Source organism: Janthinobacterium agaricidamnosum (assembly GCF_003667705.1).
Taxonomy (GTDB): Bacteria; Pseudomonadota; Gammaproteobacteria; order Burkholderiales; family Burkholderiaceae_D; genus Janthinobacterium.
The window spans coordinates 2,178,092-2,201,317 of the sequence record NZ_CP033019.1 but is presented as its reverse complement, the minus strand read 5'-3'; the positions used below and the strand labels follow the sequence as shown (position 1 = coordinate 2,201,317).

The window sequence follows — 23,226 nt, the reverse complement described above, 5'->3', positions numbered from 1 at the left end:
ACCTTTCCGCGCGCTATCCATGGGCCACCCGCATCTGTTCGGCGATCATGTCGAGCACGCGGTTCGTCATGGCGATGTAGTGCTCCGGAATAAAGCGCACGATCTGTCCCAGCATCAGCAGGCCGAACATGGTGATCATGGAAAAGCCCAGCGAAAACAGGTTCAGCGACGGCGCCACGCGGTTCAGGAAGCCAAAGCCCAGTTGCACCACCATGGTGGAAAAGACGATGGGCAAGGCCAGCAGCATGGCGGCGGCGAAGATCCACGCCACGTTATACGCCACCGTCTGCAGCAGCAGCGGCCCGTAGCCCTGCCCCACGGGCCATGCCTTGAAACTGGCGCCGATCACGCCCGTCAGCACGAGGTGGCCGTCGATGGCGAAAAACACGATCATGCACATGATGGTGAGCATCCCCGTGATCACGTCCGACGAGGTGCCGTTGAGCGGATCGTTCATGACGGCCATGGAAAAACCCACCTGGCTCGACACGAGGTAACCGAGCACCGACATGACGGACATGGCGAAGTGGAAGGCCAGGCCCAGGACGAAGCCGATGACGGCCTGCTCCAGGGTGGCGACGAGCGCATGCAGGGAAAACGGATCGATCTTCAGCAAGTCCTGCGACACGCCCGAGGCCTGCATCACGGGCAGCATCAGGATCGCCAGCACCAGCGACAGCAGCACCCGCACGGGGACGGGCACCATGGCGTCGCCGATGACGGGCGAAGCGCTGAGCATGGCCAGGATGCGGCAGAACGGCCACCACACGGCCAGCAGAAACGGCAGCACCTGATTGAAAATCTGATCCATGGCGCGCGGCGCTATCCGACCAGGGTGGCGGCGCGCTGAAAAATGGACACGCAATAATCCATCAGGTAACCGGCCATCCAGCGTCCGGCCAGGATCAGGGCCAGCAGGGTGACCAGCAGGCGCGGCAGGAAACTCATGGTCTGTTCATTGATCGAGGTGGCCGCCTGCACCAGCGCGACCAGCAAGCCCATGAGCAAACCCGGCACGACCAGAATCACCACCAGCAGCATGACGACATGCAGCGCTTCGATGATCAGGTCGACGGCGACTTCAGGGGTAAACATCGGTCAATAGCCCTGTATGCTGGTAACTAAGGTGTTGACGGTCAGCGTCCAGCCGTCGACCAGCACGAACAGCAGCAGCTTGAACGGCAGCGAGATGACGAGCGGCGAGAGCATCATCATGCCCATGGCCATCAGCACGGACGCCACCACCAGGTCGATGATGAGGAAGGGAATGAACAGCATGCAGCCGATCTGGAACGCTGTCTTGAGTTCGGACAACACGAACGCGGCCAGCTTGACCGTGAAACTGTGGTCTTGCGGGCGCATGGTCGACGGTTCGCCGGCCAGGTGCGCGATCTGCGCCAGCGCGGCCTTGCTCGTCTGCGCCAGCATGAAGCGCGAAATCGGCACTTCGGCGATCTTCAGCGCTTCCTGCATGCCGATCTGGTCGCGGTCGTAAGGCACGAACGCGTCCTTCCATATCTGGTCGCCGATGGGGCGCATGACCAGCAAGGTGAGAATCAGGGCGATGCCGGTGACGATACGGTTGGGCAAGCCCTGCTGCAGGCCCAGGGCCTGGCGCAGCAGGGACAGCACGATGACGAAGCGGGTAAAGCTGGTCATCATCATGACCATCACGGGCAGCAGCCCGAGCAGTGTCATGACGACGAGGATCTGCATCTTCACCGACAAGTCGGTCTTCGCGCCCGGCACCACGCCGGCGAGCAGGTCCTGCGCGCCGGCGGCGCTGCAGCACAGCATCAGAACAGGGACAGCCAGCGCGGCAGCCAGCGCGCCGCGGCGCCGGCTCAAGCCGGGTACCGCCAGCTTCATGCTGTCATCAGGTCGAGGTTGAGGCCGTCGAGGTCGATGACTTTCAGGCCATAGTTCTCGCCGGCCACCACCACTTCGGCACGGCCGATCGGCGTGCCATTGACCTTGATCACCAGCGGTTCGCCGGCCAGCATGTCGAGTTCGATCACGCTTTCCGGGCCGATGGCCATCAACTCTTCCAGCGAAATGCGGGCCGAGCCCACTTCCAGGGTCAGGGTGACGGGAATCTTGCGCATCATCTGCGGAATGTCGCGGCGCGCGCGGGTGCTGGCCACGTCGGCAACGTCGCCCTGGTCGATGATCATGTCATCGCCCAGGTCTTCCAGCAGGGTTTCGCTCTGGTTGGTATCGGTCATATTCATATTATTCGACATCTTCAAATGAGGTTAAACAGAGCTTGCCCTTGTGTTCGGAAACAGCCGCTGTAAATAAACGGGAGTCGTCCAGCATGACGTCAGTACGGCTCAGACTGACGGGAATCACGTCGCCCACGCGCAGGTCGAACAAGGCGCCCAGCTGCATCTGCTTGCTGACCAGCCGGCCTTCCAGGGTCACTTGCAGGCGCGACGCGAGCGGGCGCACGCTGCCGCGCAAGGCTTTCTTCGCTTGCGCGCGTTCGGGCAGCAGGCCGCGCAGCACATCGGCCATCAGGCGCTTGTCCAGCGAGAACCAGAACTGGCCGCTCTGCCCCGCCTCGACGTCGCTGAGCGACACGGTGACGATCCAGCTGCCGCGCGCCGGGTGCACGCCAGACTGCACGGCCACCTCGGCACTGGTGTCGATCTCGCTGCTCTTGCCCAGGGTTTGCAGATTCTTGTGGATGCGCGTGAACAAACTGTTCACCAACTGTTGTCCCAGCACCACAGCGAGGCGCTCTTCCGTGGCCGTCACGCGCACTTGCGCCGGATCGGGCAGCGCGCCCTTGGCGCCGGCACTACCGTAGCGATAGTTCAGCACGCTCAAGAGGATCTGCCGTTCGAGCGCAAAGCCCGGCTGACCGGCCGGCGTGGAAAAACTCAGCCAGCGATTCGCGCTGTCCTCGCTCTCCACGCGCGACAAGGTCACGGCATCGATCTGGAAATTGCCCCAGTAGCGCCGGCTCATCGGCTGGCGCAGGGCCACGGCCAGGTCGTCGCGCAGCTGGGCGCCGAATACATGCAGCAAATGGACAGGACGTCCAAGCAGACAGGAATCGAGGACTTGATGGCGCGCAGTTTGATCTGTCTTGGTAATGATTGTCATGTAGTGGTCATGTCGGTATTGCGGTGGCAGAACAAATTATACGGATCGCCCGAAATTAAATACAGCATCATCTTGGCCTTGCCAACCGGCCGGCCGGCGAGCAAACGATTGCGCATCGTATCGCATGCTGGATGACTACGGTGCTGAACAATACATGAAAAAGCAAAATATTGCCATGTATCAATATTCCTTGAGGCAATCCTCTCTTTACTTTATAGTTGCCTCGAGGTAAGCTTATAGCGAGAAAAAAGTGATTTGCAGTGCGCCATTCCGCTTACCTGATTCCGGTTTTTATGGCAGTTTCCAGCCCCTCTTATTGCCACCAGAAGAAACTTTTATCAGATAATTATTAGTTATCATGGCCATGTAAATCATTCGGCGCGGTTCTGCCGGGTTTGTTGAATCTGCTTGAGCGGATGGTGTGGCAACTGATAAAACTGATGGGCCCTGTCAATTGGGCCGGGCAAGATGGCATTGGATGGAATGCCTGCCGGAATGGCAACACCAGTAATTTCTGATTGATACGTCACCGCATATTGAAAGTAGAGGGCAAGATGAGCAACGAACTCGCAGGTCTGATCAAGGCCGATCTGGCAGCACTGAGCAATGACGCGCGCGCCCTGGGCGCCAGCATCGCGCCGGCCGCCCAGTTCGGCGCACCGGAACAATCCGGCTTCTCGTTTGCGCAAAGCATGAAAGACGCCATCGGCAAGGTCAACGGCGATGACCGCATGGCTGCACAAAAAATGAGCGACGTCGACAGCGGCAAGAGCGACGACATGGTCGGCGCCATGCTGGCCAGCCAGGAAGCGAGCCTGTCCTTTTCCATGTTGATGCAAGTGCGCAACAAGGTCATGGGCGCGGTCGACGAACTCATCAAACTGCCTCTGTAATCTTCACGTCCTGATCCACGCCCAGCCTCCCAGCGAAAGTTACCCCAAGTGATTACCACCATGAAGTCCGCATTTGCGCGCTGGCGCCCTGGCGCCCAGCCCGCCATCCCACCCGCCCTGCTGAAAAACCTGGTTCCCATCGTCGTGCTGGCCATCGGCATCACCGCCATGGTGACCATGTATGCCTGGCGCGACCAGGCCAACTACAAGCCGGTGTTTGGCGCGCGCGAAAAAGTGGCCGTGACGGACATGATGGCCACCCTGGACGCCGAGCACATCCCCTACCGTTTGCATCCGGACAGCGGCCAGGTGCTGGTGCCCGACGCCATGCTGGGCAAGGTACGCATGCTGCTCGCCTCGAAGGGCGTGACGGCGCAGCTGCCGGCCGGCCTGGAACTGATGGACAAGAATGACCCGCTGGGCGTATCGCAATTCGTGCAGGACGTGCGCTTCCGCCGAGGCCTGGAAGGCGAACTCGCGCAAAGCATCATGACGATGGACGCGATCGCTTCGGCGCGCGTCCATCTGTCGATTGCCAAGTCGACGTCGTTCGTCGCCAGCGACGGCGACAAATCGTCGGCTTCCATCGTCGTGGCGCTGAAACCGGGCCGCACCCTGGCGCCGGAACAGATCGCCGCCGTCATCAACATGGTGGCCGGCAGCGTCGCCAGCCTGGCGCCCACGCGCGTGAGCCTGGTCGACCAGGGCGGCAACCTGCTGTCCTCGCACGTCGACCTGACGGACGGTTTCGATGCGTCGGCCGCCGGCAATGAAGGCGCGAAACGCTTTCAGGATGAAATCCGCCGCAACGTCACGGGCTTGCTCGGTCCCGTCATCGGCGAAGACAACTTCAAGCTCAGCGTGACGGCCGCCGTGAACAACGACCGCGTGGACGAAACGCTGGAAAAATACGGCGAAGCGCCGAAAGTGACGAGCGAAGCGATGCGCGAAGAGCAGGAACGCAACCGCACCGTGGCCGGCATTCCCGGCAGCCTGTCGAACCGTCCGCCAGCGGCCGCCGTGCCGGCACCGGCCGACGCCGCCGGCGCCGCGCCCGCCGATGGCGCGCCGAAGCCGTCCGACGACGGCACGGCCCGCAAGAACGCCACCACGCGCCAGTACGCGTATGACCGCAGCATCACGCAGATCAAGCGCAGCCGTGGCCGCCTGGAAAAACTCAGCGTCGCCGTCGTCCTCAACAGCGCCGCCGCACCGAACCCGAAAACGGGCTGGACACCAGCCGAACTGGGCAATATCGAAAAAATGCTCAACAGCGGCCTGGGCATCAACGCCCAGCGCGGCGACAGCCTGAGCCTGACGGCGCTGCCCTTCCCTGCCAAGCCGCCCGTGGCGCAGTGGTGGGAAGAGCGCGACACCGTCGTCGATTTCAGCAGCTGGCTGCTGTACGCCCTGGGCGCCGTGCTCGGCTACTTCCTGATCCTGCGTCCGCTGCTGCGCCTGCTGACCACGCGCCTGGCGCCGCCGGCACTGAAACAGCTCGATCCGGCCCTGGCGCTGGGCGGCAGCAACGCCGCCGCCGGCGCCAATGGCGTGACCGCCGCCGGCGCGCCGGCCTTGGGCGTGAATGGCAGCCCGCTGGCGCTCGAGGGCGAAGCCGCCGCCGGCAACGCCATGCCGGTCGTGCCGCTGCTGGAAAATTATGACTTGCCGCCACCAGGCTCGGCGGTCGACGTGATGGTCGACCACCTGAAAGTGCTGGCGGAAAAAGAACCCGAGCGTGTCGCCGAAGTCGTCAAACAATGGATGCAGAAAAATGGCCGAACTCAACAACAATAATCCCTCCGACGGCGCCGAATACGAAAGCGCCAGCCTGAACCCAGTGGAACAGGCCGCCATCGTGCTGCTGAGCATCGGCGAAGAACAGGCCGCCAACGTGCTGCGCTGCCTGTCGCGCGAAGAATTGCTGGAAGTCACGCAAGTGATGTCGCGCATGAGCGGCATCAAGGTCGAATCCGTGAAAACGGCCATGCAGACCTTCTTCGACGACTACCGCCAGCAAAGCGGCGTGCACGGCGCCTCGCGCAGCTACCTGAAGCGCTCGCTGGACATGGCGCTGGGCAGCGATATCGCAAATAGCGTGCTCAACAACATTTACGGCGACGCCATCCGCCCCAAAATGGCGCGCCTGCAATGGGCCTCGCCAAAATGGCTGGCCGAATACATCGTCAACGAGCACGTGCAGATGCAAGCCGTGTTCCTGGCCTTCCTGCCGCCCGCGCTGGCCGGCCAGATCCTCGACGCCCTGCCCGCCGAAGGCCGCGACCTGGTCTTGCTGAACCTGGCGCGCCTGGACGAGATCGACCGCGACCTGCTGGTCGAGCTCGACGAACTGGTGGGCCGCTGCCTGGGCGCGCTCGACACGCAAAGCACCAGCGTCGAGGGCATCCGCCAGGCGGCCGAGATTCTCAACCGCATGCCGGGCAACCGCGCCGCGCTGGTCGAACTGCTGCGTGCGCACGACCCGGACGTCGTGTCGGAAATCGAACTGAGCATGTACGACTTCCTGATCCTGGCCACGCAGAGCGATGTCACGCTCACGCGCATCCTGGAAGACGTGCCGATGGAACAGTGGGCGATTGCACTGAAGGGCGCGGAACCGTCGATCCGCGACGCCGTGCTGAAAACCATGCCGCGCCGCCAGGCGCAGAGTTTCGAAGACATGATGCGCCGCTCCGGCCCCGTGCCCCTGTCGCGCATCGAACAGACGCGCCAGGAAATCATGGCCACCGTCAAAGGCCTCGCCGATGCGGGCGAGATCGAAGTGCAACTGTTTGCCGAAGCGGTGATCGAATGAAACACTTCCGCTCGTATCGTTTCCCGCCGCTGTCGCAATTCATCGCCGCCGGCCAGCGTGCCTCCAACGAGGACACGGATGGCCAGTGGCAGGCGTCCGTCTCGGAAGGTTTCGAGCAGGGCCAGCGCGACGGCTACGAAGTGGGCCTGGTGCAAGGCCAGCAGGATGGCTACGACGCCGGGCGCAGCGACGGCATGGCGCAGGGCCGCGAAGAAGGCCGCAATGAAACGCTGGTGGCGCTGGACCGCCTGGCCCGCCCCGTCGACGCCATCTTGCGCGACCTGAAGAAAGTGCGCGCCGATTACCGCGAAGCGCAGCGCAAGGAAGTGGTCGACTTGGTGGCCAAGGTGGCGCGCCAGGTGATCCGCGCGGAACTGGCGCTGCAGCCGGTGCAATTGCTGGCCCTGGTCGACGAGACCCTGGCCTCGATGCCGCCCACGCGCGAGGAAATCGACGTCTTCCTCAATCCGGAAGAACTCAAACGCATCAGCGAACTCGATCCGAAGCGCGCCAAGCGCTGGAACCTGATCGCCGACGCGCGCCTCGACGCGGGCGAATGCCGCATCAAGGCCGGCGACAATGAAGTCGATGCGGGCTGCCATCAGCGCCTGTCGGCCTGCATGGAGCAGGTCAGCAGCCACCTGGCGCTGGCCGCCGAACACGCAGACCACGGCGCGCCTGCATGATCGCCGACACGCTGCGCAGCTTCGAGATCGGCGACATCCCGGTCGCGACACCCACCGGCCGCCTGGTCGGCGCCTCCGGCCTGCTGCTGGAAAGCGCCGGCTGCCGCCTGCACACGGGCCAGCGTTGTCAAATTGAAACAGTCAATGGCGAATGGCTCGATGCGCAAGTCGTCGGCTTCCGCGAAAAACTGTCGTATTTAATGCCGTTCAAGAAGGCGACGGGCCTTACCACGGGCGCCAGAGTCCTGCCCCTGCCCGACAAGGCCAGCCTGCAGATCGGCCCGTCGTGGCTGGGCCGCATGGTCAATGGCCTGGGCGAGCCGATCGACGACCTGGGCCGCCTCGGCGGCGAACACATCCTGGAAGTGACGCCGCCGAAGATCAATCCCCTGAAGAAACAACCGGTGGTCGAACCGCTGGACGTGGGCGTGCGGGCGATTAACAGCATGCTGACCCTGGGCAAGGGCCAGCGCGTGGGCCTGATGGCCGGCTCCGGCGTGGGCAAGAGCGTGCTGCTGGGCCTGATCACGCGCCAGACCGTGGCCGATGTCGTCGTCGTCGGCCTGATCGGCGAGCGGGGCCGCGAAGTGCGCGAATTCGTGGAAAAATCGCTGGGCGCCGAAGGCTTGAAAAAGGCCGTGCTGGTGATCGCGCCGGCCGACGAATCGCCCTTGATGCGCATCATGGCCACCGAACTGTGCCATTCGATCGCCGCCCATTACCGCGACCAGGGCAAGCACGTGCTGCTGCTGGTCGACTCGCTCACGCGCTATGCGATGGCCTTGCGCGAAGTGGCGCTGGCCCTGGGCGAGCCGCCGGCCACGCGCGGCTACCCGCCGTCCGTGTTTTCGAACCTGCCGCAACTGGTGGAAAGCGCCGGCAACGGCGCCCACCCGGAAGGCAGCATGAGCGCCATCTACACGGTGCTGGCCGAAGGCGACGACCAGCAGGACCCCGTGGTCGATACGGCGCGCGCAATTCTCGACGGCCACATCGTGCTCACGCGCGAACTGGCCGAGCGGGGCCACTACCCCGCCATCGATATCGCCGCCTCGATCAGCCGCTGCATGGCGCAGGTGATCACGCCCCCCCACATGCAGGCGGCGCGCGCGCTGAAAGCGTCGATGGCGCGCCATGCGCGCGTGCGCGACCTGATCCCGCTGGGCGCCTACGTGCCCGGCGCCGACCCGATCACCGACCGCGCCGTGCAGTTGCACGCGCCCATCGAAGCCTTCCTGTGCCAGGGCACCAAGGAAGAGGCGCCGATGGGGCAGTGCATCGAACAACTTGAACAGATCATGGCCTAGGAGCATACGTGAGCGACGCGCATACTATCCGCAACCTGACCACCCTGGTCGGCCTGCGCAGCACCGAAGTCGAACGCCTGCAAGGCGAAATGGCGGCGCAGACGGCCGTGCGCGAGCGCTACCAGAAAAACCTGGAGCGCCTGACGGGTCTGTACACGGATAGCGGCCCCAGCGGCGCCCTGCCCCTGGCCCTGTCCGTCAATTGCGGCAACTTCAAGCAAGCCGTCATGCAGATGGCCGACCAGCACCGTACCGACCTGCATTTGCACGAGGCCAACATGGCCGTCTCGCAACGCGCGCTCAATACGGCCTGGGCCAAGCGCGAAGTATTGGACCAGGTGCTGACGCAAAAACAAAAACATGTTGCAAATGAGCAACAACGTGTCGATGCCAAGCGGCAAGACGAGCTGGCGACGCAATTCTGGTTCCGCGGACAGGTAAAATGAGGTTGGTGTAAGTTTCTTTCAGGAAAACTTCACAAAACGGGAATGGGGGTCGCCTTGTACCGGTATATCCCTTTATTCAGGAGTCTGGCATGGCAAACGTAATTACTGCACCGCAATACGATCCGCTCGTCACTGCAAAAAACCTGGCTACCAAGTCGGTCGCGGCGCAGCAGGACAAATTGACTAAGCAAACCGCACTGGCCAACACCACGGCCGCGGCGCTGAACAACCTGAAGCTGGCCATGAGCGCCTTCCAAAGTACGATGACGACCATGAGCAGCAGCAAGTCGCTGCTGAGCCAGTCCGCCACCTTCAGCAATACCGCCTATGGCAGCGGCACGGCCGATGCCACGGCAGTTGCCGGCAGCTATTCCTTTTTCGTACAGCAACTGGCCACAGCCAGCCAGACTTCGTACAGCGGCCTCGCCAGCAGCCCCGCCGCCGGCAGCGGCACGCTGGCCGTGCGGATCGGCGATCCGCTGGCCCCCGTCACCGCAGACAACAGCTTTGACATCGACCTGAGCGCCGCTGACAAGGATGCCGACGGCAACCTGACGCCGCAGGAAATCGCCGCCGCCATCAATGGCAACAGCAAGAACAATTCGCGCGTGACGGCTTCCATCGTCACCATCGGCAACCAGGCGCAGCTGGTATTGACATCGAACCTGACTGGCAAGGAAAACGCCGTCACGCTGGACGCGTCGAGCGTGACGAATACCGCGCTGACCAAGGCCCTGGTGACGGACGCGGCCACCAACATCAAGGAAGTCGTCAAGGCGCAGGACGCCATCGTCTGGCTGGGCGCAAAGGACACCGGCACGCAAATCACGCAGGCGTCGAATACCTTTACCAACGTGACGGGCGTGAAAATGACCTTCACCAAGGCCATGAACACGGGCGACGCGCCCGTGACGGTCACGGTGGCAACCGACAGCGGCGGCACGGCAACCAATGTGCAGGCATTCGTCGATGCCTACAACAAGCTGAAAAGCGTGCTGGACGGCCTGGCCAGTTCCGGCGACCCGGACAAGAACGTCGCGGCCGGCATCTTTGCCCACGATTCCGGCCTGAACGCCCTGCGCAGCAATTTGAACAATCTGCTGCGCCAGAGCGTCGGCGGCGTCTCGCTGGTCTCCTACGGCGTGACCGCCAACCGCGACGGCACGCTGAGCCTGAATACGGCCAAGCTGACCGCCAAGCTGGCATCGAACCCTGGCGACCTGGACAAGTTGTTTGGCAACAACAGCCTGTCGGCCCCATCGGGCGTGTTAGGCGGCCTGGACAAGGCGTTGGGCCAATGGAGCAATATCACCAAGGGCCAGCTGGTGCAGCGTCTCGATGCGAATACCAGCTTGCAGAAGTCGCTGAGCAAAAGCACCGACCTGCTGACGAGCCAGTACAACACGGCCTACAAGCGTTTCCTGGATCAATATACGCGCCTGCAAGTCATGCAGGAACAGATGTACAAGACGGTCGACATGTTCGACGCCATGTTTGGCAACGACAAATCCTAAGGCGAGCGTGCCTGCCGCGCCGCCGCAAGTTTAGACAGTGAGAAATAAGACATGTTAAACAATGAAGCTTACGGCAACTACCATGCCGTCAACCTGGATGCCCAGACCGCCCGCGCCACACCGGTCGAGCTGGTACTGGTGCTGACGGACGGCCTGCTGGAAGAACTGGCGCGCGCGCGCGGGCATATCGTAGGCAAGCGCTACGAGCAAAAGGCCATCAGCCTGGATAAATGCACGCAAATCATCAACGGTCTGTCGAGCTCGCTCGATTTCGACAATGGCGGCGAAGTGGTCGTCAACCTGGCCCGCCTGTACGACTATTGCGTGGCGCGCCTGTACACGGCCGGCATCAAGCTCGACCCGACCCTGATCGACGAAGTGACTACCCTGATGACCACCATCAAGCGCGGCTGGGTGGGCGTCCAGGCCAACAATGCCTAGGCGCGGCATCCTGCAACAGCTGAACCGGCAATTGAGCGCCGCCATCGCGCAAGCGGATTGGGAAGCCATGGGAAAACTGTCCGCCAGCCTGGCGAAAAACATCCCCTTGCTGGCCGAACGGGGCGCATGGAGTGCGCTGGAACAAACAGAATTGTTGCAATTGCGCAAAAATCACGCGCAAGCGGTTAAAATTTGCTCTGAGGAAAAAGAACGCCTGGGTCAACACCTGGGTGCATTACAGGCAAATAAGGAAGGTTGGGTCGCCTACGCCGCGCTCGGCGAATACGACTCGGACGGGAATCAAGCATGATCATGAACTTCAACACGGCGCCGGCCGCTCCGGCACCGGCGACCCCTGCGGCAGCTGCACCAGCACCGGCGGCAGCGCCGTCACAGGCCGCCGCCTTGCCCGGCACACCAGGCTATGCCGCTACTGGCACCGTGCCCTCCGCCCTGCCCCTGTTTGCGCAGGTGCTTGACGTGACGGGCGTGGAAACGGCCGACACCGACACGCCCGCTCCCGCGAAGGAGAGCGACAGCGACAGCCAGGCCGACAGCAGCCTGCCGGCCATGGCCGCCCCCGTTATCGGCTTGCCGGTGAGCATGCTGCCGCCAACGGACGCGGCCGCAGCCGAGACGCGTGCCGCCGCCCAGGCGCAAGTTCAGACACAAGCGCAGACACAGGTGCAGGCGAATGCGGCGCAAGCCAATCCGGCACTCAACATCAGCCTGCATCCGTCGGCGGTCACCCTGAACGCACCGGCAACGGCGCCAGCGCCAGGCCGCGACACGCGCGAGCCGCTGGCCGCCGCCAACCCGGCGACGGCCGCCAAGGGCGGCTCGCCGGCACAGCCGTTCGAATCGCTGCTGCAGCAAAGCGCTCCGGCAACCGCCGTCGCCGCGCCTGCCGTTGCCGCGCGCGAAGGCGAACGTGGCGCCGCGACGCCGGCACCGGCCACGCCCAACCTGGGCCTGACGGGCACGGTCGGCAATACGGCCACAGCGGCCCCGGCCGGCGACACCATCAAGCTCAACGGCCCAGCCCAGCAATGGCAGGAACCGCTGCGCGAAGCGCTGGGCGAACGCCTGCAGACGCAGATCGGCCGCAACAGCGAACACGCAACGATCCGCCTCGAGCCGCCCATGCTGGGACGCATTGAAATTTCCATCCGCCATACGGCCGGCGCGCTGCAGGTGAACGTCACGGCGTCGAATTCGGAAGTGTTGCGCCAGTTGCAAGGCATCGGCGAGAACATGCGCAGCGACCTGGCGCAGCGCCAGTACACCGACGTGGCCGTCAATATCAGCGCCACCCCGCGCAGCCCCGCTGCCCAGGCGTTCGCCGAAGGCGATGCGCGCGGCCAGCGTCAGCCGGGCCGCCAGCAGGACGACGCCGAGCCGGGACGCGCCCTGTCCGACGGCAGCACCGCCGCTACCACATACGCCAGCCACGAGCGAGAGACCGCCTGATGAATATGAAAATGAAACTGATAGCCGGCTTTGTCGGCGTGGCCGTGCTGGCCGCCGGCGCCGCTGGCGGCGCCATCTGGTATTTGGCCAAGCCGGTCGCCGGCCATGCCGATGTCGCCGAAGCGAAAGCCCCGCCACCGCCCGCCACGGGCAAGAAGGCGCGCAAGTTCCTCACGCTGGACAAAGTCATCGTGATGTTGCGCCGCGGCCCCGGCGAAGGCGAAACGCATTACCTGTCGGCCGACCTGGTGATCGCCACCACCGAGGAAAAGGAAAAGCTGACCAAGGATCACTTGCCGCTGATGCGCTCGATCGCCGTCAGCACCCTGTCGAGTTTTCCGCTGGACAAGGCGCAGACCATGACCGTGGAACAATATGCCGAGCAGATCAACAAAGCCTTCAATGTCAGCTACGAGCGTGAACAGATGGAAAAACCGTTCACCGAAGTCATGGTCGGCAAGCTGATCATTGAATAAGCCAACACGCCAGCCGACCTAGTGGGAGATCCCTTGGCCTATGTAGAGCAATACCAGGAAGCGTATGGCGCCGGCGAATATGCCGCCGCCAGCGCTTGCGCGGCCGTGCTCAGCGTTGCTGAAGAGCAACAACATCTGGTGGCGTACTCCCCTTTGGTGAAACGCATCGTGCGCCAGCTCAATTCGCAGGTGTCGGGCGCCATCGACCGCGACGACATGGAACAGATCGGCCTGATGGGCCTGCTCGAAGCCTTGCGCCGCTACGGCGTGCCGGACCAGTCTTTCGGCAGCTATGCCAGCCTGCGCATCCGTGGCGCCATCCTCGATGAACTGCGACGCCAGGACTGGCGCCCGCGCGCCGTGCGCCAGGAAAGCCACCGTCTGCGCGACAGCGTGCGCGCCCTGACCCGCCGCCTCGGACGCGAGCCGCTGGACGCGGAAATCATGGCCGCGCTGAAGCTGACGCCGGAAGCTTTCCAGGAATACCAGTTGGCGGAAAACGCCGAGCTGATCGCCAGTTTCGATGAAGTGCTGCAGGAAAGCCTGGGACAGGCCGACAGCGCACCGAGCCCGGAAGAGCAATTGATGGTGCGGCGCAGCCTGGAGCAGGCGCTGCGCGCGCTCGACGAACGCGAGCAGCGCGTGATCCAGATGTATTACGAATTCGAACTGAGCTACAAGGAAATAGCCGCCGTACTGGACCTGAGCGACGCCCGCGTCTGCCAGCTCAACAAGACGGCGCTGGGCAAGATGAAAGCCATGCTGCAAGACGCATAAGTTTCAGCACTATCCATCAAATTGACGCAGCACAATGACGCAGAAAGGCAGTTGACATGGTAATTATCGGTATCTTAATCGTGATGGGGTGTGTATTCGGAGGCTTCGCCCTGATGGGCGGCACCGTCCACGCGATCTGGCAACCGGTCGAGTTGATCATCATCATCGGCGCCGCCGTCGGCGCCCTGGTGCTGGGCAACCCGAAGCATGTACTCGGTGAAATGCTGCACCAGATGCGCAAGATCGTCACGCACAAGAAGCAAGGCTCGGAATTCCAGCGCCAGTTGCTGCTGCTGATGTATGAACTGCTGCAAACGGCCGCCGGCGGCCTGAAGGCGCTGGACGCCCACGTCGAGGCGCCGCGCGAAAGCGCCCTGTTCCAGCGCTATCCGCTGGTGCTGGAAGAGCCGAAGCTGCTGGCCTTTATCGTCGACAACTTCCGTTTGATGGCGATGGGCAAGATCAACGCGCATGAACTCGAAGGCGTGCTGGAGCAGGAACTCGAAGCCATCCACGACGAATTGCTGCAGCCGTCGAAGTCCCTGCACAAGATCGCCGAAGCCATGCCCGGCTTCGGTATTCTGGCCGCCGTGCTCGGCATCGTGATGGCCATGAATTCCGTGGCCGACGGCGCGGATGCGGCGGAAATTTCGGAAAAAGTGGGCGCTGCCATGGTCGGTACCTTCATCGGCATCTTCTTTTGCTACGGCGTGCTCGATCCGATGTGCAACATGATGAAACAGCTGGTGGGCGAGGAAGGCTCGACCATGGAATGCGTGAAGGTCGTGCTGGTCACGCACGTGGCGGGCAAGCCGCCCCTGCTGGCCATCGATGCGGGCCGCCGCCTGGTGCAGCTGAACATCAAACCGAGCTTCGCACAGCTGGAAAGCTGGATCAATGCGCTGGAAGATGGCGGCGCCGAACAAGAGCAAGGCCAAGGCCGGGGAGGCCGCCGTGCTAAAGCCGCATGAGAAACATGAACAGGCCATCATCAAGCGTGCCGGCCGCAAGCATGACGACGATGGCCATGGCGGCGCCTGGAAAGTAGCGTTCGCCGACTTTTGCCTGGCCCTGCTGTCGCTGTTCCTCGTGCTGTGGCTGATGGCCGCGCGCGAGCAGCAGGCGATGAAGGAAATCATGATGGACGCGTCGGCAGGCAGCCGCCAGGGCGAAGGCCAGGGCGTCATGCCGGAACAGAAAGGCGGCCCGCGCGGCAGCCTGATCGAGCGCTTCCCCATGCCCCGCAAGGGCACGGGCGACACGCGCACGGAAGGCAAGCAAACGCAGGACGGCAAGGCTGGCGCGGCGCCGCAAAACCAGACCAAGGTCAGCTACCAGTCGCCGGAAGATTTGCTGTCCCTGTCGCGCGCGCTCGACAAGCTCAGCGACGAAGCGGGACTGAAGAGCAACCTGCAATCGGTGATCACGCCATACGGCTTGCGCGTCATGCTGCACGATACGGACAAGCAAGGCATGTTCGTGCGCGGCAGCGCCGTGCCGACCGACCGTTTCCGCAAGCTGCTGCGCCAGATGGGGCCCGTGTTTGCGCAAATGGAGAACCAGATGCTGATCGTCGGCCATACGGACTCGATGCAATACGCCAATACCGGCTATGAAGGCTTCTCGAACTGGACCCTGTCGGCCAACCGCGCCATGTCGGCGCGCGCGCAATTGCTGATCGGCAGCATGAGTCCGGACAGCGTGCTGCAAGTGGTCGGCATGGCCGACCGCGCGCCGCTGGACGTGAAAAATGCCAGTGCCGGCATCAACCGCCGCATCGAACTGTTAATATTGACGCGTGGCCAGGCCGACAGCATCGCCGCCATGTTCGGCATGGCCGGACAAAAGCCGCAAGGCGACGAGCTGCAGGTGGGTGAACCGGACTCCGGCACCCTGCAACGCCTGCGCGAAAAACTGGGCCTGCCCGCAAAGAAAGATCGGGAAGAGCATGCAAATTAAGGGCAAGGGACAACGTATGAAAATCTCCTCCGGCAACACCGGTGCTGCCGTGCGCAGCAGCGCCGTCGCGCCGGCCGAGGCGATCGCCGAAAACGCGGGCGCCGCCGGCGCCATGGGCGGCTCGTCGGCCGGGGCGGAACTGCAATCGGCCGTGCTGCAGCCGGCCATGGCCGCCCTGCGCGCCATGCCCGAGATCGACCATGAAAGAGTGGCCATGCTGCGCGATGCGCTGGCCAAGGGCGAGTTGCCGTTCGATCCATCGAAACTGGCGGGCCTGATCCAGCGTTTCCACGGCGGCGAATCGTGACCGCGCCGCGCAAGGGCATCACGCGCCAGGAAGCCGTGCGCCGCGTGCTGCAAGGCATGACGGATGACCGCGCCGGCTATGCCGCGCTGCAAACCTTATTGGAAGAGCAATTTCAGGCCACCTTGCACCACCAGAGCACCCGGCTGACGGCGCTGGCCGACCAGCTCGTCGCCGCCGTCGAGCCACTCGACGCACGCCGCCGCCAGCGTGTCAGTCTCGTCACCGCCCTGCTGGGCCCGCAAGGCGACATGCCCCAATTGTTTGCGCTGTTACAAGAAGACGCGCGTGCCACCGCCCAGCGCGACTGGGCCGCGCTCGAGCAGATGGTGCTCGAATGCAAGCGCCTGAATGCCCGCAACAGCGATTTATTAACAGAGCAGTACAGCATCATGCAGCGCGTGCTGCATGGCGAGGAAGATACGTATGCGCCAGGCTGATTTCCTGACCACCCGCGCCACGGCGGCGACGCCATCGACGGCGGCGACCCATGCCGTGCAGAGCAATATGCGCGCCACCGAATCCACGGCCTCCAGCGGCGGCTTTGGCAGCGTGTTCCGGCAAGTACAGGGCGAAGTGGCCCGCTTCATCGAACAGGGCGGCGGCAACGCCACCAACCTGAGCCCGCAAGGACGCGCCTACCTGGAGCAAAGCCAGCCCGTCAATGTGCTGGGCGCCATCAGCCAGGGCGGCGAGATCGGCGAAACGCAGCAGCAATTCCTCGCCTCGATCAAGCCATGGACGGAAGAAACGGGCGCGCGCCTGGGCGTGGCGCCGGAAATCGTCGCCGCCCACGCGGCGCTGGAATCGGGCTGGGGCCAGCGTCCGCTGCGCCAGGGCACGGGCGCGGACACCAATAATCTGTTCGGCATCAAGGCCGGCGGCAAATGGCAGGGCGACGTGGCCAGCAACCTGACGACCGAATACGAGGCTGGCAGCGGCACGGCGCTGAAGAAAACCGAGCGCTTCCGCAGCTACCCGGACCAGGCCAGCGCCTTCCGCGACTATGCGCAAGTGCTGCTCGACAATCCACGCTACCGCGCCGCCCTCAACACGGGCGCCGACGCGGGCGCCTTCGCGCAGGGTTTGGCGCGCGGCGGCTATGCCACCGACCCCAACTATGCCGCCAAGCTAACCCAACTGGCGACACGTCTGCAGCGCACGGCCGCCGCCGAGTAAGTTCCCTTTAACGGCCGGGAAGTTCGGCCGGCTCCACCACGCCCGCATCGACCACCCTGGCGCGTATCACCGTGCCGCTGGTGGCGTTGCGCACGCGGATCAGCTCGCCAAGCGCGCCCGGATCCATCGCCTCGCCGGCCATGCTCACTTCCACCTGCTCCTTGCGCGCCACGATGTTGACCGCACTGCCCCGCTTGATCAGCACGGGCGAGGCCAGCTGTCCCTGGCGCAGCACTTCGCCGGCACGCAAGCTGCGCCGGCTCGACAGGCCAATCGCGCCAGGCAAGGCAGAAATACTGTCCGGCACCATCGTCACGTCCCGCCGCGCCAGCACCACGTCACCCGATTGCAACGGCGTATTGGCCGTGACGGGGGCGCTGGTGACGGCCACTTGCGCCGTGATGCTGCCGCGCGCCAGCATTTCGTAACGCCATCCGTTGCTTCCAGGACACACTGCGACAAAGCGCATGCGCTGCGCCGAGCGGCTGTCCGCCGTTTCCAGCGCAACGGGCGCGGCGCACGCCGGCATGGGGCGCGTGCTTTTCACGACGGTCACCTGAAACTGGGGTTCCAGCAGTCCCGCCGTGGCCGCCTGCTGTGTCAATTGCTCGCGAGCTAGCTGTTCCACACGTGAAAATATATTGTCGGCTGGCAATTCTGCGCGACCTGCACTACTATATAGGCTGGTCAGTAAAAATAGGCTTGGCAGCAGTATGTGACGACATTGCGCCTTGTTCCACATCACGGAATAGTTCTCAAAGTAAATCATTGCTAACCTTAATCAAAGATACTGAAGCGGCATGACCTTACCATGCGTCAACATGACTTGGCTGGGATTTTACCTCTGCACCACTTATTTTCTGGACCAAACCGCAAAAAGCACGATCGAATTCAACACAAAGGATGACCATGGGGATTAATTTCAAGGATGCGCTGGGCGTGCATGCCGATGCACTCGCACTGCGTGCCGACCGTACACGCGTGCTGGCGGCCAACATCGCCAATGAAAACACGCCCGGCTTCCAGGCCATGGACATGGATTTCGGCAGCGCCCTGCAACAATTGCAGGATAACGAGGCCGGCCTGCTGTCGACCGATGACGATGCCAGTGCCCTGTACCGCGTACCCTACCACCCCAGCCGCGACGGCAATACCGTCGAAATCGGCGTCGAGCAGGCGGCGTTCTCGCAGAATGCCACCGACTTCCAGACCAGCCTCACTTTCGTCAACATGAAACTGAAGGGTCTGTCCAAGGCCATTTCCGGACAATAAGGATCAGCATGAGCTTCCAGGATATTTCCAAGATCGCCGGTTCGGCGATGGCGGCGCAGACCGTGCGCCTCAATACCATCGCCAGCAACCTGGCCAATGCCGATTCCGTTGCCGGTTCCGAAGGCGAAACCTACCGCGCGCGCAAACCCGTGTTTGCGGCCGTGATGGATGGCCCGGGCGCCAGCGGCGCCGGCGGACGCGTTCAGGTGCTCGACGTGGTGCAAAGCGATGAGCCGCTGCGCAAGGTGTATGAACCGGGCCACCCGATGGCCAATGCCGACGGCATGGTGTTCTACCCCAACGTCAACCAGGTAGCCGAGATGACCGACATGATGTCGGCCTCGCGCGCGTTTGAAACCAATGTCGAAGTTCTGGGCCGCATCAAGTCGATGCAGCAATCGCTCCTCAAATTAGGTGAAGCATAATCCATGGAAACCAATCTCTTTACAAACAACACCAATGGCAGCGGCAGCAACAACAATGCCGTCAAATCGCAAAACAATGCCACCCAGGACATGTTCACCAAGTTGCTGGTCGCGCAGATCAAGAACCAGGATCCCCTGGCGCCGACCGATCCGAGCCAGTTCGTCAATCAATTGACGCAGCAGGCGCAGACGGAAGCGATGCAAAACCTGTCGACGCTGACCAGCGCCAATGCCAGCGTGCTGCAATCGATGCAGGTGCTGGCCCTGGGCGCGCAGGTAGGCTCCGAAGTCATGGTCAACAGCGAAACGGTGCAGCTCGACAAGAGCAAGGTCAGCGGCAGCATCGCGCTGGCGGCCGGCACCACCAAGACCACCGTGACCCTGAAAGGCATCGACGACAAGGAATACAAGATCGAACTGGGCGCCAAGTCGGCCGGCACGGTGCCGTTCACCATCGATCCCGTCGCCTTGGGTTTGCCTGCAGGCACGTACACCATGGCGGTCACCACCAATGGCACCGAAAAACCATCGGTCGACATCGCGGGCAAGCTCAACAGCGTGCGCCTGTCGTCCGGCGGCAGCATGATTTTGAGCGTGTCGAACCTGGGCGAAGTCAACCCTGGCGCGATCACCGGCTTCAACGGCAAGACGGCCTGATCCGCTCGCCCCTTCGTTTCCTGAACACTAATCTCGTCCTTCACTAAAGGAAGTCAACATGAGTTTCGACATCGCGCTGTCCGGTATCCAGTCCATCAACCAACAGTTGAACAGCACCAGTAACAATATCGCCAATGCCGGCACCTACGGCTTCAAGAGCAGCCGCGCCAACTTTTCGGCCATGTATGCCGGTTCGCGCGCCACGGGCACGGAAATCGGCTCGATCACGCAAAGCATGTCGCTCACTGGCGGCGTGCTGAACACGGGCCGCGCGCTCGACGCGGCCATCGACGGCCGCGGCTTTTTCGTCGCGCGCGATGCGCAAAACACCATGAGCTACAGCCGGGTCGGCATCTTTTCGGCCAGCAGCGATGGCAAGCTGATCGACTCGAACGGCCGCCTGGTACAGGGCTATGCCGCCGTCAAAGGCAGCACCACCCTGGGCACCATGGGCGACATGAACATTCCGACGGGCCAGATTCCCGCCGTGGCATCGACCAAGCTGGCATATGCCGCCAACATGTCGTCCGAATGGACCATCAAGGCCGTGCCTTTCAACAAGACCAACGAACTGAGCTACAACAGCGCCAAGTCCTCGATCGTCTACGATTCGCTGGGCGCCAAGCACTCGCTGGGCCAGTACTTCGTCAAGACGGCGACGGGCGTGGACGTGCACTACACCTTTGACAACGCCGATGTGACGCCGGTGACGAGCATGACCTTCGACACGAACGGCAAGCTGGTGACCGGAACGACCGCCACGCCGGTGTTCCCGACGCCGCCTGGCGCCGCAGCGCTGTCGATCGCCATCGACTACACGGGCACGACCCAGTTCGCCGGTGAAGCGACCACCTCGACCGACCGCGCCGACGGCTATGCCTCGGGCACCTACACGGGCGTGGAACTGGCCGACGACGGCTCCGTCGTGGCCAAATACACGAACGGCCAGAAGCAAAGCATCGGCGTGATCGCCCTGGCCACCTTCCCTGACGAAGGCGGGCTGACGGCCGTCAACGATACCAGCTGGGTCGCCTCGACCACCTCCGGCACCGCCATCTATGACCGTCCGGGCGTCGGCATGGCCGGCAAACTGGTGACGAGCTCGCTGGAACAGTCGAACGTCGACATCACCTCCGAACTGGTGGGCCTGATGACGTCGCAGCGCAACTACCAGGCGAACTCGAAGGTCATCTCGACCGAGAACGCCATGCTGCAATCGCTGATGCAAGCGCTGTAATCCACGATACGCAAAGGTAAAAAGCAATGGATGCGCTGATTTATACCGCCATGAGCGGGGCCGACCGTGCCCTGCGGGCACAGCAGGTACACGCCAACAACCTGGCCAATATCGAGACGGGCGGCTTTCGCGCCAACCTGGAAGTGTCCACTGCCCAGCCGCTGCAAAACGGCTATGGCTACGACGACCGCCACATGACGCAGACGCAGTCGAGCGCCGTCGGCACGCGCACGGGCGCCATCAAGGAAACGGGACGCGAACTCGACGTGGCCGTCACGGGCCCCGGCTTTCTCGCTGTGCAATGGCAAAACGGTGAAGCCTACACGCGCGCCGGCGCCATGGACCTCGATGAAACGGGCGCGCTGACCATCAACGGCCGGCCCGTGCTGGGCGAAGGCGGTCCGATCACGATTCCCGAGCACACCAGCCTGTCGATCGGCGCCGATGGCACGATTTCCATCCAGGTGCCAGGAACGGCGCAAATGCAGACCGTCGACAAGCTCAAGCTGGTCAATGCGGAATCGGGCGAGTTGACGAAGAACGAGGCGGGCCTGATCGTGGCACGCAGCGGCGAAGACTTGCAGGCCGACCCGGCGGTGCGCCTGCGCGACCGTCACCTGGAAGGCAGCAACGTGTCGGCCGTCGAGGAAATGGTCGCCACCATGAGCCTGAACCGCAGTTTCGAAATGCAAATGAAAATTTTCAAGGCCAGCGACGCGATGACCGAGTCCGGCAACCGCCTGCTGGGCGCCTGAGCCCAACGCCAACCAATTACCAGGAGTAAATCATGAATCCAGCAATGTGGATCAGCAAGACCGGCGTGCAGGCACAAGACGCCAAGCTGCAAGCCATCGCGAACAACCTGGCCAACGTCAATACCGTTGGCTTCAAGCGCGACCGCGTCGTCTTCGAAGACCTGTTTTACCAGGTCGAGCAGCAGCCGGGCACGCAGCGCGCCGACAATACCCTGTCGCCATCGGGCGTGCAGCTGGGTAACGGTACGCACATGGTCGGCACGCAAAAGGTGTTTACCACCGGCAGCCTGCAAACGACGAGCCGCGAATTCGACGTCGCCATCACCGGCAACGGCTTCCTGCAAGTGCTGCGCCCGAACGGCGAAGCGGCCTACACGCGCGCCGGCCAGCTCGGCATCAATGAAAACGGCGTGATGGTCAATGCCCAGGGCTTGCCGCTGGTGCCGCAGATCACCGTGCCGAACAATGCGACGGCGATCACCATCGGTGAAAACGGCATGGTCACGGCCACCGTGCCGGGCAATGTCAACGGCACCCAGCTGGGCCAGCTGAACCTGACCAGCTTCGTCAACCCGACGGGCCTGCTGGCACTGGGCGAAAACCTGTTCCAGGAAACGGCATCGAGCGGCACGCCGACGGAAGGCCGTCCCGGCGAAGGCGCACTGGGCAAGCTGAAACAGTTCGCGCTGGAAGGCTCGAACGTGCAGGTGGTCGAAGAGATGGTCGACATGATCGCTGCCCAGCGCACCTATGAAATGAACACCAAGGTGCTGTCGGCCGCCGACAATATGCTGCAATACCTGGCGCAAGCGGCACGCTGATGAGAATCGCCATGAAAGCCACGGCAGCCATGCTGCTGGTGTTGATGGCCGGTTGCGCCAGCCAGCCGGCCGCGCCGGTGGCGCCCAGCTTTTCCGATACGCCGCTGCCCGTGGCGCCGCGCAGCGCTGCGCGCGGCGGCGTGGGCGGCGGCGTTTTCAATCCCGACGCGGGCCTGGACCTGATTTCGGACAGCCGCGCCTTCCGCGTCGGCGACGTCGTCACGGTGGCCCTGCAGGAAACCACGCAGGCGAGCAAGAAGGCCGGCACCTCGTTCAACAAGGGTTCGTCCGTCGGCGTGAATGCGGCCAACATCCTCGGCAAGACCTTCCCCAAGACGGGCATCGACCTGTCGGCCGACCGCAACTTCGCCGGCGACTCGACCAGCACGCAGCAAAATGCGCTGTCCGGCGCCATCACTGTGATCGTGCAGGAAGTGCTGCCGAACGGCTTGCTGCGCGTGCAGGGCGAGAAAACGCTGACCCTGAACCAGGGCGAGGAATTCGTGCGCCTGCGCGGCTACCTGCGCGCGGCCGACATCGATTCGAACAACCAGGTCTCGTCCCTGCGCATCGCCAATGCACAGATCGCCTATTCCGGCCAGGGCACCCTGGCCGAAGCCAATACACCAGGCTGGCTGACGCGCTTCTTCGTCGGCCCATGGATGCCGTTTTAAGGTGAGC

General features: G+C 63.2%; 30 protein-coding genes. 24 read left to right on the top strand and 6 right to left on the bottom strand.

Going from position 1 to position 23,226, the window contains the following annotated elements:
• Positions 1–13: 13 nt before the first annotated feature.
• Genes D9M09_RS10155 through D9M09_RS10135 form a run of 5 tightly spaced genes read right to left on the bottom strand, consistent with a single transcriptional unit; the run spans position 14 to position 3,111 of the window.
• A complete protein-coding gene (locus D9M09_RS10155; protein ID WP_086137689.1) occupies positions 14–811 on the bottom strand; it encodes a flagellar biosynthetic protein FliR in 798 nt (265 codons plus the stop codon).
• 11 nt (positions 812–822) lie between these two features.
• The gene (locus tag D9M09_RS10150; protein ID WP_034757874.1) at positions 823–1,095 is read right to left on the bottom strand and encodes a flagellar biosynthetic protein FliQ; all 273 of its coding nucleotides are present in this window, start codon (positions 1,093–1,095) and stop codon (positions 823–825) included.
• Between the two features lie 3 nt (positions 1,096–1,098).
• On the bottom strand, positions 1,099–1,869 hold the full coding sequence (gene fliP, locus D9M09_RS10145; RefSeq protein ID WP_070289077.1) for a flagellar type III secretion system pore protein FliP: 771 nt from the start codon (positions 1,867–1,869) through the stop codon (positions 1,099–1,101).
• Positions 1,866–2,231: a FliM/FliN family flagellar motor switch protein gene (locus tag D9M09_RS10140; RefSeq protein ID WP_070220030.1), complete on the bottom strand. Its 366-nt coding sequence runs from the start codon at positions 2,229–2,231 to the stop codon at positions 1,866–1,868. Before D9M09_RS10140 ends, fliP begins: the two co-directional genes overlap by 4 nt.
• 1 nt (position 2,232) lies before the next feature.
• Complete coding sequence (locus D9M09_RS10135) at positions 2,233–3,111, bottom strand: FliM/FliN family flagellar motor switch protein (protein WP_162995626.1); 879 nt, start codon at positions 3,109–3,111, stop codon at positions 2,233–2,235.
• A 554-nt stretch (positions 3,112–3,665) separates the two neighbouring features.
• Here D9M09_RS10135 and D9M09_RS10130 point away from each other — a divergent pair.
• From D9M09_RS10130 to D9M09_RS10050, 17 genes are all read left to right on the top strand, one after another.
• Complete coding sequence (locus tag D9M09_RS10130; protein ID WP_034787870.1) at positions 3,666–4,004, top strand: flagellar hook-basal body complex protein FliE; 339 nt, start codon at positions 3,666–3,668, stop codon at positions 4,002–4,004.
• Positions 4,005–4,064: 60 nt separating this feature from the next.
• Positions 4,065–5,801: a flagellar basal-body MS-ring/collar protein FliF gene (fliF, locus tag D9M09_RS10125; RefSeq protein WP_121669191.1), complete on the top strand. Its 1,737-nt coding sequence runs from the start codon at positions 4,065–4,067 to the stop codon at positions 5,799–5,801.
• The gene (locus tag D9M09_RS10120) at positions 5,779–6,819 is read left to right on the top strand and encodes a flagellar motor switch protein FliG (RefSeq protein WP_070219807.1); all 1,041 of its coding nucleotides are present in this window, start codon (positions 5,779–5,781) and stop codon (positions 6,817–6,819) included. The genes fliF and D9M09_RS10120 overlap by 23 nt, the downstream gene beginning before the upstream one ends.
• Positions 6,816–7,505, top strand: a complete 690-nt coding sequence (gene fliH, locus D9M09_RS10115; RefSeq protein ID WP_070219799.1) for a flagellar assembly protein FliH — start codon at positions 6,816–6,818, stop codon at positions 7,503–7,505. The genes D9M09_RS10120 and fliH overlap by 4 nt, the downstream gene beginning before the upstream one ends.
• Positions 7,502–8,812 (top strand): flagellar protein export ATPase FliI, encoded by a 1,311-nt coding sequence (gene fliI, locus D9M09_RS10110; protein WP_121669190.1) that lies wholly within the window; start codon positions 7,502–7,504, stop codon positions 8,810–8,812. The genes fliH and fliI overlap by 4 nt, the downstream gene beginning before the upstream one ends.
• A gap of 8 nt (positions 8,813–8,820) precedes the next feature.
• Complete coding sequence (locus tag D9M09_RS10105) at positions 8,821–9,258, top strand: flagellar export protein FliJ (RefSeq protein ID WP_070289072.1); 438 nt, start codon at positions 8,821–8,823, stop codon at positions 9,256–9,258.
• An 89-nt stretch (positions 9,259–9,347) separates the two neighbouring features.
• Positions 9,348–10,772 carry a flagellar filament capping protein FliD gene (fliD, locus tag D9M09_RS10100; RefSeq protein ID WP_121669189.1) on the top strand — a complete coding sequence of 475 codons (1,425 nt, stop codon included), beginning with the start codon at positions 9,348–9,350 and terminating at the stop codon, positions 10,770–10,772.
• A gap of 51 nt (positions 10,773–10,823) precedes the next feature.
• Positions 10,824–11,213, top strand: coding sequence for a flagellar export chaperone FliS (gene fliS, locus D9M09_RS10095; protein WP_070219791.1), 390 nt, complete (start codon positions 10,824–10,826; stop codon positions 11,211–11,213).
• Between the two features lie 31 nt (positions 11,214–11,244).
• Positions 11,245–11,523 carry a hypothetical protein gene (locus D9M09_RS10090; protein ID WP_227742152.1) on the top strand — a complete coding sequence of 93 codons (279 nt, stop codon included), beginning with the start codon at positions 11,245–11,247 and terminating at the stop codon, positions 11,521–11,523.
• The gene (locus D9M09_RS10085) at positions 11,520–12,683 is read left to right on the top strand and encodes a flagellar hook-length control protein FliK (protein ID WP_121669188.1); all 1,164 of its coding nucleotides are present in this window, start codon (positions 11,520–11,522) and stop codon (positions 12,681–12,683) included. Before D9M09_RS10090 ends, D9M09_RS10085 begins: the two co-directional genes overlap by 4 nt.
• An 11-nt stretch (positions 12,684–12,694) precedes the next feature.
• Entirely contained in the window at positions 12,695–13,159 is a 465-nt protein-coding gene (locus D9M09_RS10080; RefSeq protein WP_306798497.1) for a flagellar basal body-associated FliL family protein, read from the top strand.
• Positions 13,160–13,192: 33 nt separating this feature from the next.
• Positions 13,193–13,936, top strand: coding sequence for a FliA/WhiG family RNA polymerase sigma factor (locus D9M09_RS10075; RefSeq protein ID WP_046684903.1), 744 nt, complete (start codon positions 13,193–13,195; stop codon positions 13,934–13,936).
• A 56-nt stretch (positions 13,937–13,992) separates the two neighbouring features.
• Positions 13,993–14,907, top strand: coding sequence for a flagellar motor stator protein MotA (gene motA, locus D9M09_RS10070; protein WP_034757817.1), 915 nt, complete (start codon positions 13,993–13,995; stop codon positions 14,905–14,907).
• Positions 14,834–15,895 carry a flagellar motor protein MotB gene (locus D9M09_RS10065; protein WP_070219910.1) on the top strand — a complete coding sequence of 354 codons (1,062 nt, stop codon included), beginning with the start codon at positions 14,834–14,836 and terminating at the stop codon, positions 15,893–15,895. The genes motA and D9M09_RS10065 overlap by 74 nt, the downstream gene beginning before the upstream one ends.
• A 16-nt stretch (positions 15,896–15,911) precedes the next feature.
• A complete protein-coding gene (flgM, locus tag D9M09_RS10060; protein WP_034757812.1) occupies positions 15,912–16,202 on the top strand; it encodes a flagellar biosynthesis anti-sigma factor FlgM in 291 nt (96 codons plus the stop codon).
• Positions 16,199–16,639: a flagellar export chaperone FlgN gene (gene flgN / locus D9M09_RS10055; RefSeq protein WP_121669187.1), complete on the top strand. Its 441-nt coding sequence runs from the start codon at positions 16,199–16,201 to the stop codon at positions 16,637–16,639. Before flgM ends, flgN begins: the two co-directional genes overlap by 4 nt.
• Positions 16,626–17,378: a glycoside hydrolase family 73 protein gene (locus D9M09_RS10050; RefSeq protein WP_070219908.1), complete on the top strand. Its 753-nt coding sequence runs from the start codon at positions 16,626–16,628 to the stop codon at positions 17,376–17,378. Before flgN ends, D9M09_RS10050 begins: the two co-directional genes overlap by 14 nt.
• A gap of 7 nt (positions 17,379–17,385) precedes the next feature.
• On the opposite strand, the gene flgA is transcribed toward D9M09_RS10050, so the two are convergent.
• Positions 17,386–18,006: a flagellar basal body P-ring formation chaperone FlgA gene (flgA, locus tag D9M09_RS10045; protein ID WP_227742151.1), complete on the bottom strand. Its 621-nt coding sequence runs from the start codon at positions 18,004–18,006 to the stop codon at positions 17,386–17,388.
• Between the two features lie 281 nt (positions 18,007–18,287).
• Between flgA and flgB the strand changes: the two genes are divergently transcribed.
• The 7 genes from flgB to flgH are packed head-to-tail and all read left to right on the top strand — an operon-like array spanning position 18,288 to position 23,219.
• The gene (flgB, locus tag D9M09_RS10040) at positions 18,288–18,650 is read left to right on the top strand and encodes a flagellar basal body rod protein FlgB (RefSeq protein ID WP_034758109.1); all 363 of its coding nucleotides are present in this window, start codon (positions 18,288–18,290) and stop codon (positions 18,648–18,650) included.
• Between the two features lie 8 nt (positions 18,651–18,658).
• Entirely contained in the window at positions 18,659–19,075 is a 417-nt protein-coding gene (flgC, locus tag D9M09_RS10035; RefSeq protein WP_034757795.1) for a flagellar basal body rod protein FlgC, read from the top strand.
• Between the two features lie 3 nt (positions 19,076–19,078).
• Positions 19,079–19,732 (top strand): flagellar hook capping FlgD N-terminal domain-containing protein, encoded by a 654-nt coding sequence (locus D9M09_RS10030; protein WP_070310095.1) that lies wholly within the window; start codon positions 19,079–19,081, stop codon positions 19,730–19,732.
• Positions 19,733–19,790: 58 nt separating this feature from the next.
• Positions 19,791–20,969 (top strand): flagellar hook protein FlgE, encoded by a 1,179-nt coding sequence (locus tag D9M09_RS10025; RefSeq protein ID WP_070310097.1) that lies wholly within the window; start codon positions 19,791–19,793, stop codon positions 20,967–20,969.
• A 26-nt stretch (positions 20,970–20,995) separates the two neighbouring features.
• Positions 20,996–21,724 (top strand): flagellar basal body rod protein FlgF, encoded by a 729-nt coding sequence (locus D9M09_RS10020; RefSeq protein ID WP_070219896.1) that lies wholly within the window; start codon positions 20,996–20,998, stop codon positions 21,722–21,724.
• Positions 21,725–21,756: 32 nt separating this feature from the next.
• On the top strand, positions 21,757–22,545 hold the full coding sequence (gene flgG / locus D9M09_RS10015) for a flagellar basal-body rod protein FlgG (RefSeq protein WP_170909686.1): 789 nt from the start codon (positions 21,757–21,759) through the stop codon (positions 22,543–22,545).
• Positions 22,546–22,556: 11 nt separating this feature from the next.
• Positions 22,557–23,219: a flagellar basal body L-ring protein FlgH gene (gene flgH, locus D9M09_RS10010; RefSeq protein ID WP_046685514.1), complete on the top strand. Its 663-nt coding sequence runs from the start codon at positions 22,557–22,559 to the stop codon at positions 23,217–23,219.
• Positions 23,220–23,226 lie beyond the last annotated feature (7 nt).

Coding starts and splice junctions, on each gene's coding strand:
- flgC (WP_034757795.1), top strand. CDS start 18,659: ATGAGCTTCCAGGATATTTCCAAGATCGCCGGTTCGGCGATGGCGGCG.
- D9M09_RS10025 (WP_070310097.1), top strand. CDS start 19,791: ATGAGTTTCGACATCGCGCTGTCCGGTATCCAGTCCATCAACCAACAG.
- fliH (WP_070219799.1), top strand. CDS start 6,816: ATGAAACACTTCCGCTCGTATCGTTTCCCGCCGCTGTCGCAATTCATC.
- D9M09_RS10120 (WP_070219807.1), top strand. CDS start 5,779: ATGGCCGAACTCAACAACAATAATCCCTCCGACGGCGCCGAATACGAA.
- D9M09_RS10155 (WP_086137689.1), bottom strand. CDS start 811: ATGGATCAGATTTTCAATCAGGTGCTGCCGTTTCTGCTGGCCGTGTGG.
- fliI (WP_121669190.1), top strand. CDS start 7,502: ATGATCGCCGACACGCTGCGCAGCTTCGAGATCGGCGACATCCCGGTC.
- flgG (WP_170909686.1), top strand. CDS start 21,757: ATGAATCCAGCAATGTGGATCAGCAAGACCGGCGTGCAGGCACAAGAC.
- D9M09_RS10135 (WP_162995626.1), bottom strand. CDS start 3,111: ATGACAATCATTACCAAGACAGATCAAACTGCGCGCCATCAAGTCCTC.
- D9M09_RS10020 (WP_070219896.1), top strand. CDS start 20,996: ATGGATGCGCTGATTTATACCGCCATGAGCGGGGCCGACCGTGCCCTG.
- D9M09_RS10050 (WP_070219908.1), top strand. CDS start 16,626: ATGCGCCAGGCTGATTTCCTGACCACCCGCGCCACGGCGGCGACGCCA.
- D9M09_RS10080 (WP_306798497.1), top strand. CDS start 12,695: ATGAAACTGATAGCCGGCTTTGTCGGCGTGGCCGTGCTGGCCGCCGGC.
- flgH (WP_046685514.1), top strand. CDS start 22,557: ATGAAAGCCACGGCAGCCATGCTGCTGGTGTTGATGGCCGGTTGCGCC.
- D9M09_RS10130 (WP_034787870.1), top strand. CDS start 3,666: ATGAGCAACGAACTCGCAGGTCTGATCAAGGCCGATCTGGCAGCACTG.
- D9M09_RS10030 (WP_070310095.1), top strand. CDS start 19,079: ATGGAAACCAATCTCTTTACAAACAACACCAATGGCAGCGGCAGCAAC.
- motA (WP_034757817.1), top strand. CDS start 13,993: ATGGTAATTATCGGTATCTTAATCGTGATGGGGTGTGTATTCGGAGGC.
- fliP (WP_070289077.1), bottom strand. CDS start 1,869: ATGAAGCTGGCGGTACCCGGCTTGAGCCGGCGCCGCGGCGCGCTGGCT.
- flgM (WP_034757812.1), top strand. CDS start 15,912: ATGAAAATCTCCTCCGGCAACACCGGTGCTGCCGTGCGCAGCAGCGCC.
- fliF (WP_121669191.1), top strand. CDS start 4,065: ATGAAGTCCGCATTTGCGCGCTGGCGCCCTGGCGCCCAGCCCGCCATC.
- D9M09_RS10150 (WP_034757874.1), bottom strand. CDS start 1,095: ATGTTTACCCCTGAAGTCGCCGTCGACCTGATCATCGAAGCGCTGCAT.
- D9M09_RS10085 (WP_121669188.1), top strand. CDS start 11,520: ATGATCATGAACTTCAACACGGCGCCGGCCGCTCCGGCACCGGCGACC.
- D9M09_RS10140 (WP_070220030.1), bottom strand. CDS start 2,231: ATGAATATGACCGATACCAACCAGAGCGAAACCCTGCTGGAAGACCTG.
- flgB (WP_034758109.1), top strand. CDS start 18,288: ATGGGGATTAATTTCAAGGATGCGCTGGGCGTGCATGCCGATGCACTC.
- D9M09_RS10065 (WP_070219910.1), top strand. CDS start 14,834: ATGCGCTGGAAGATGGCGGCGCCGAACAAGAGCAAGGCCAAGGCCGGG.
- fliS (WP_070219791.1), top strand. CDS start 10,824: ATGTTAAACAATGAAGCTTACGGCAACTACCATGCCGTCAACCTGGAT.
- fliD (WP_121669189.1), top strand. CDS start 9,348: ATGGCAAACGTAATTACTGCACCGCAATACGATCCGCTCGTCACTGCA.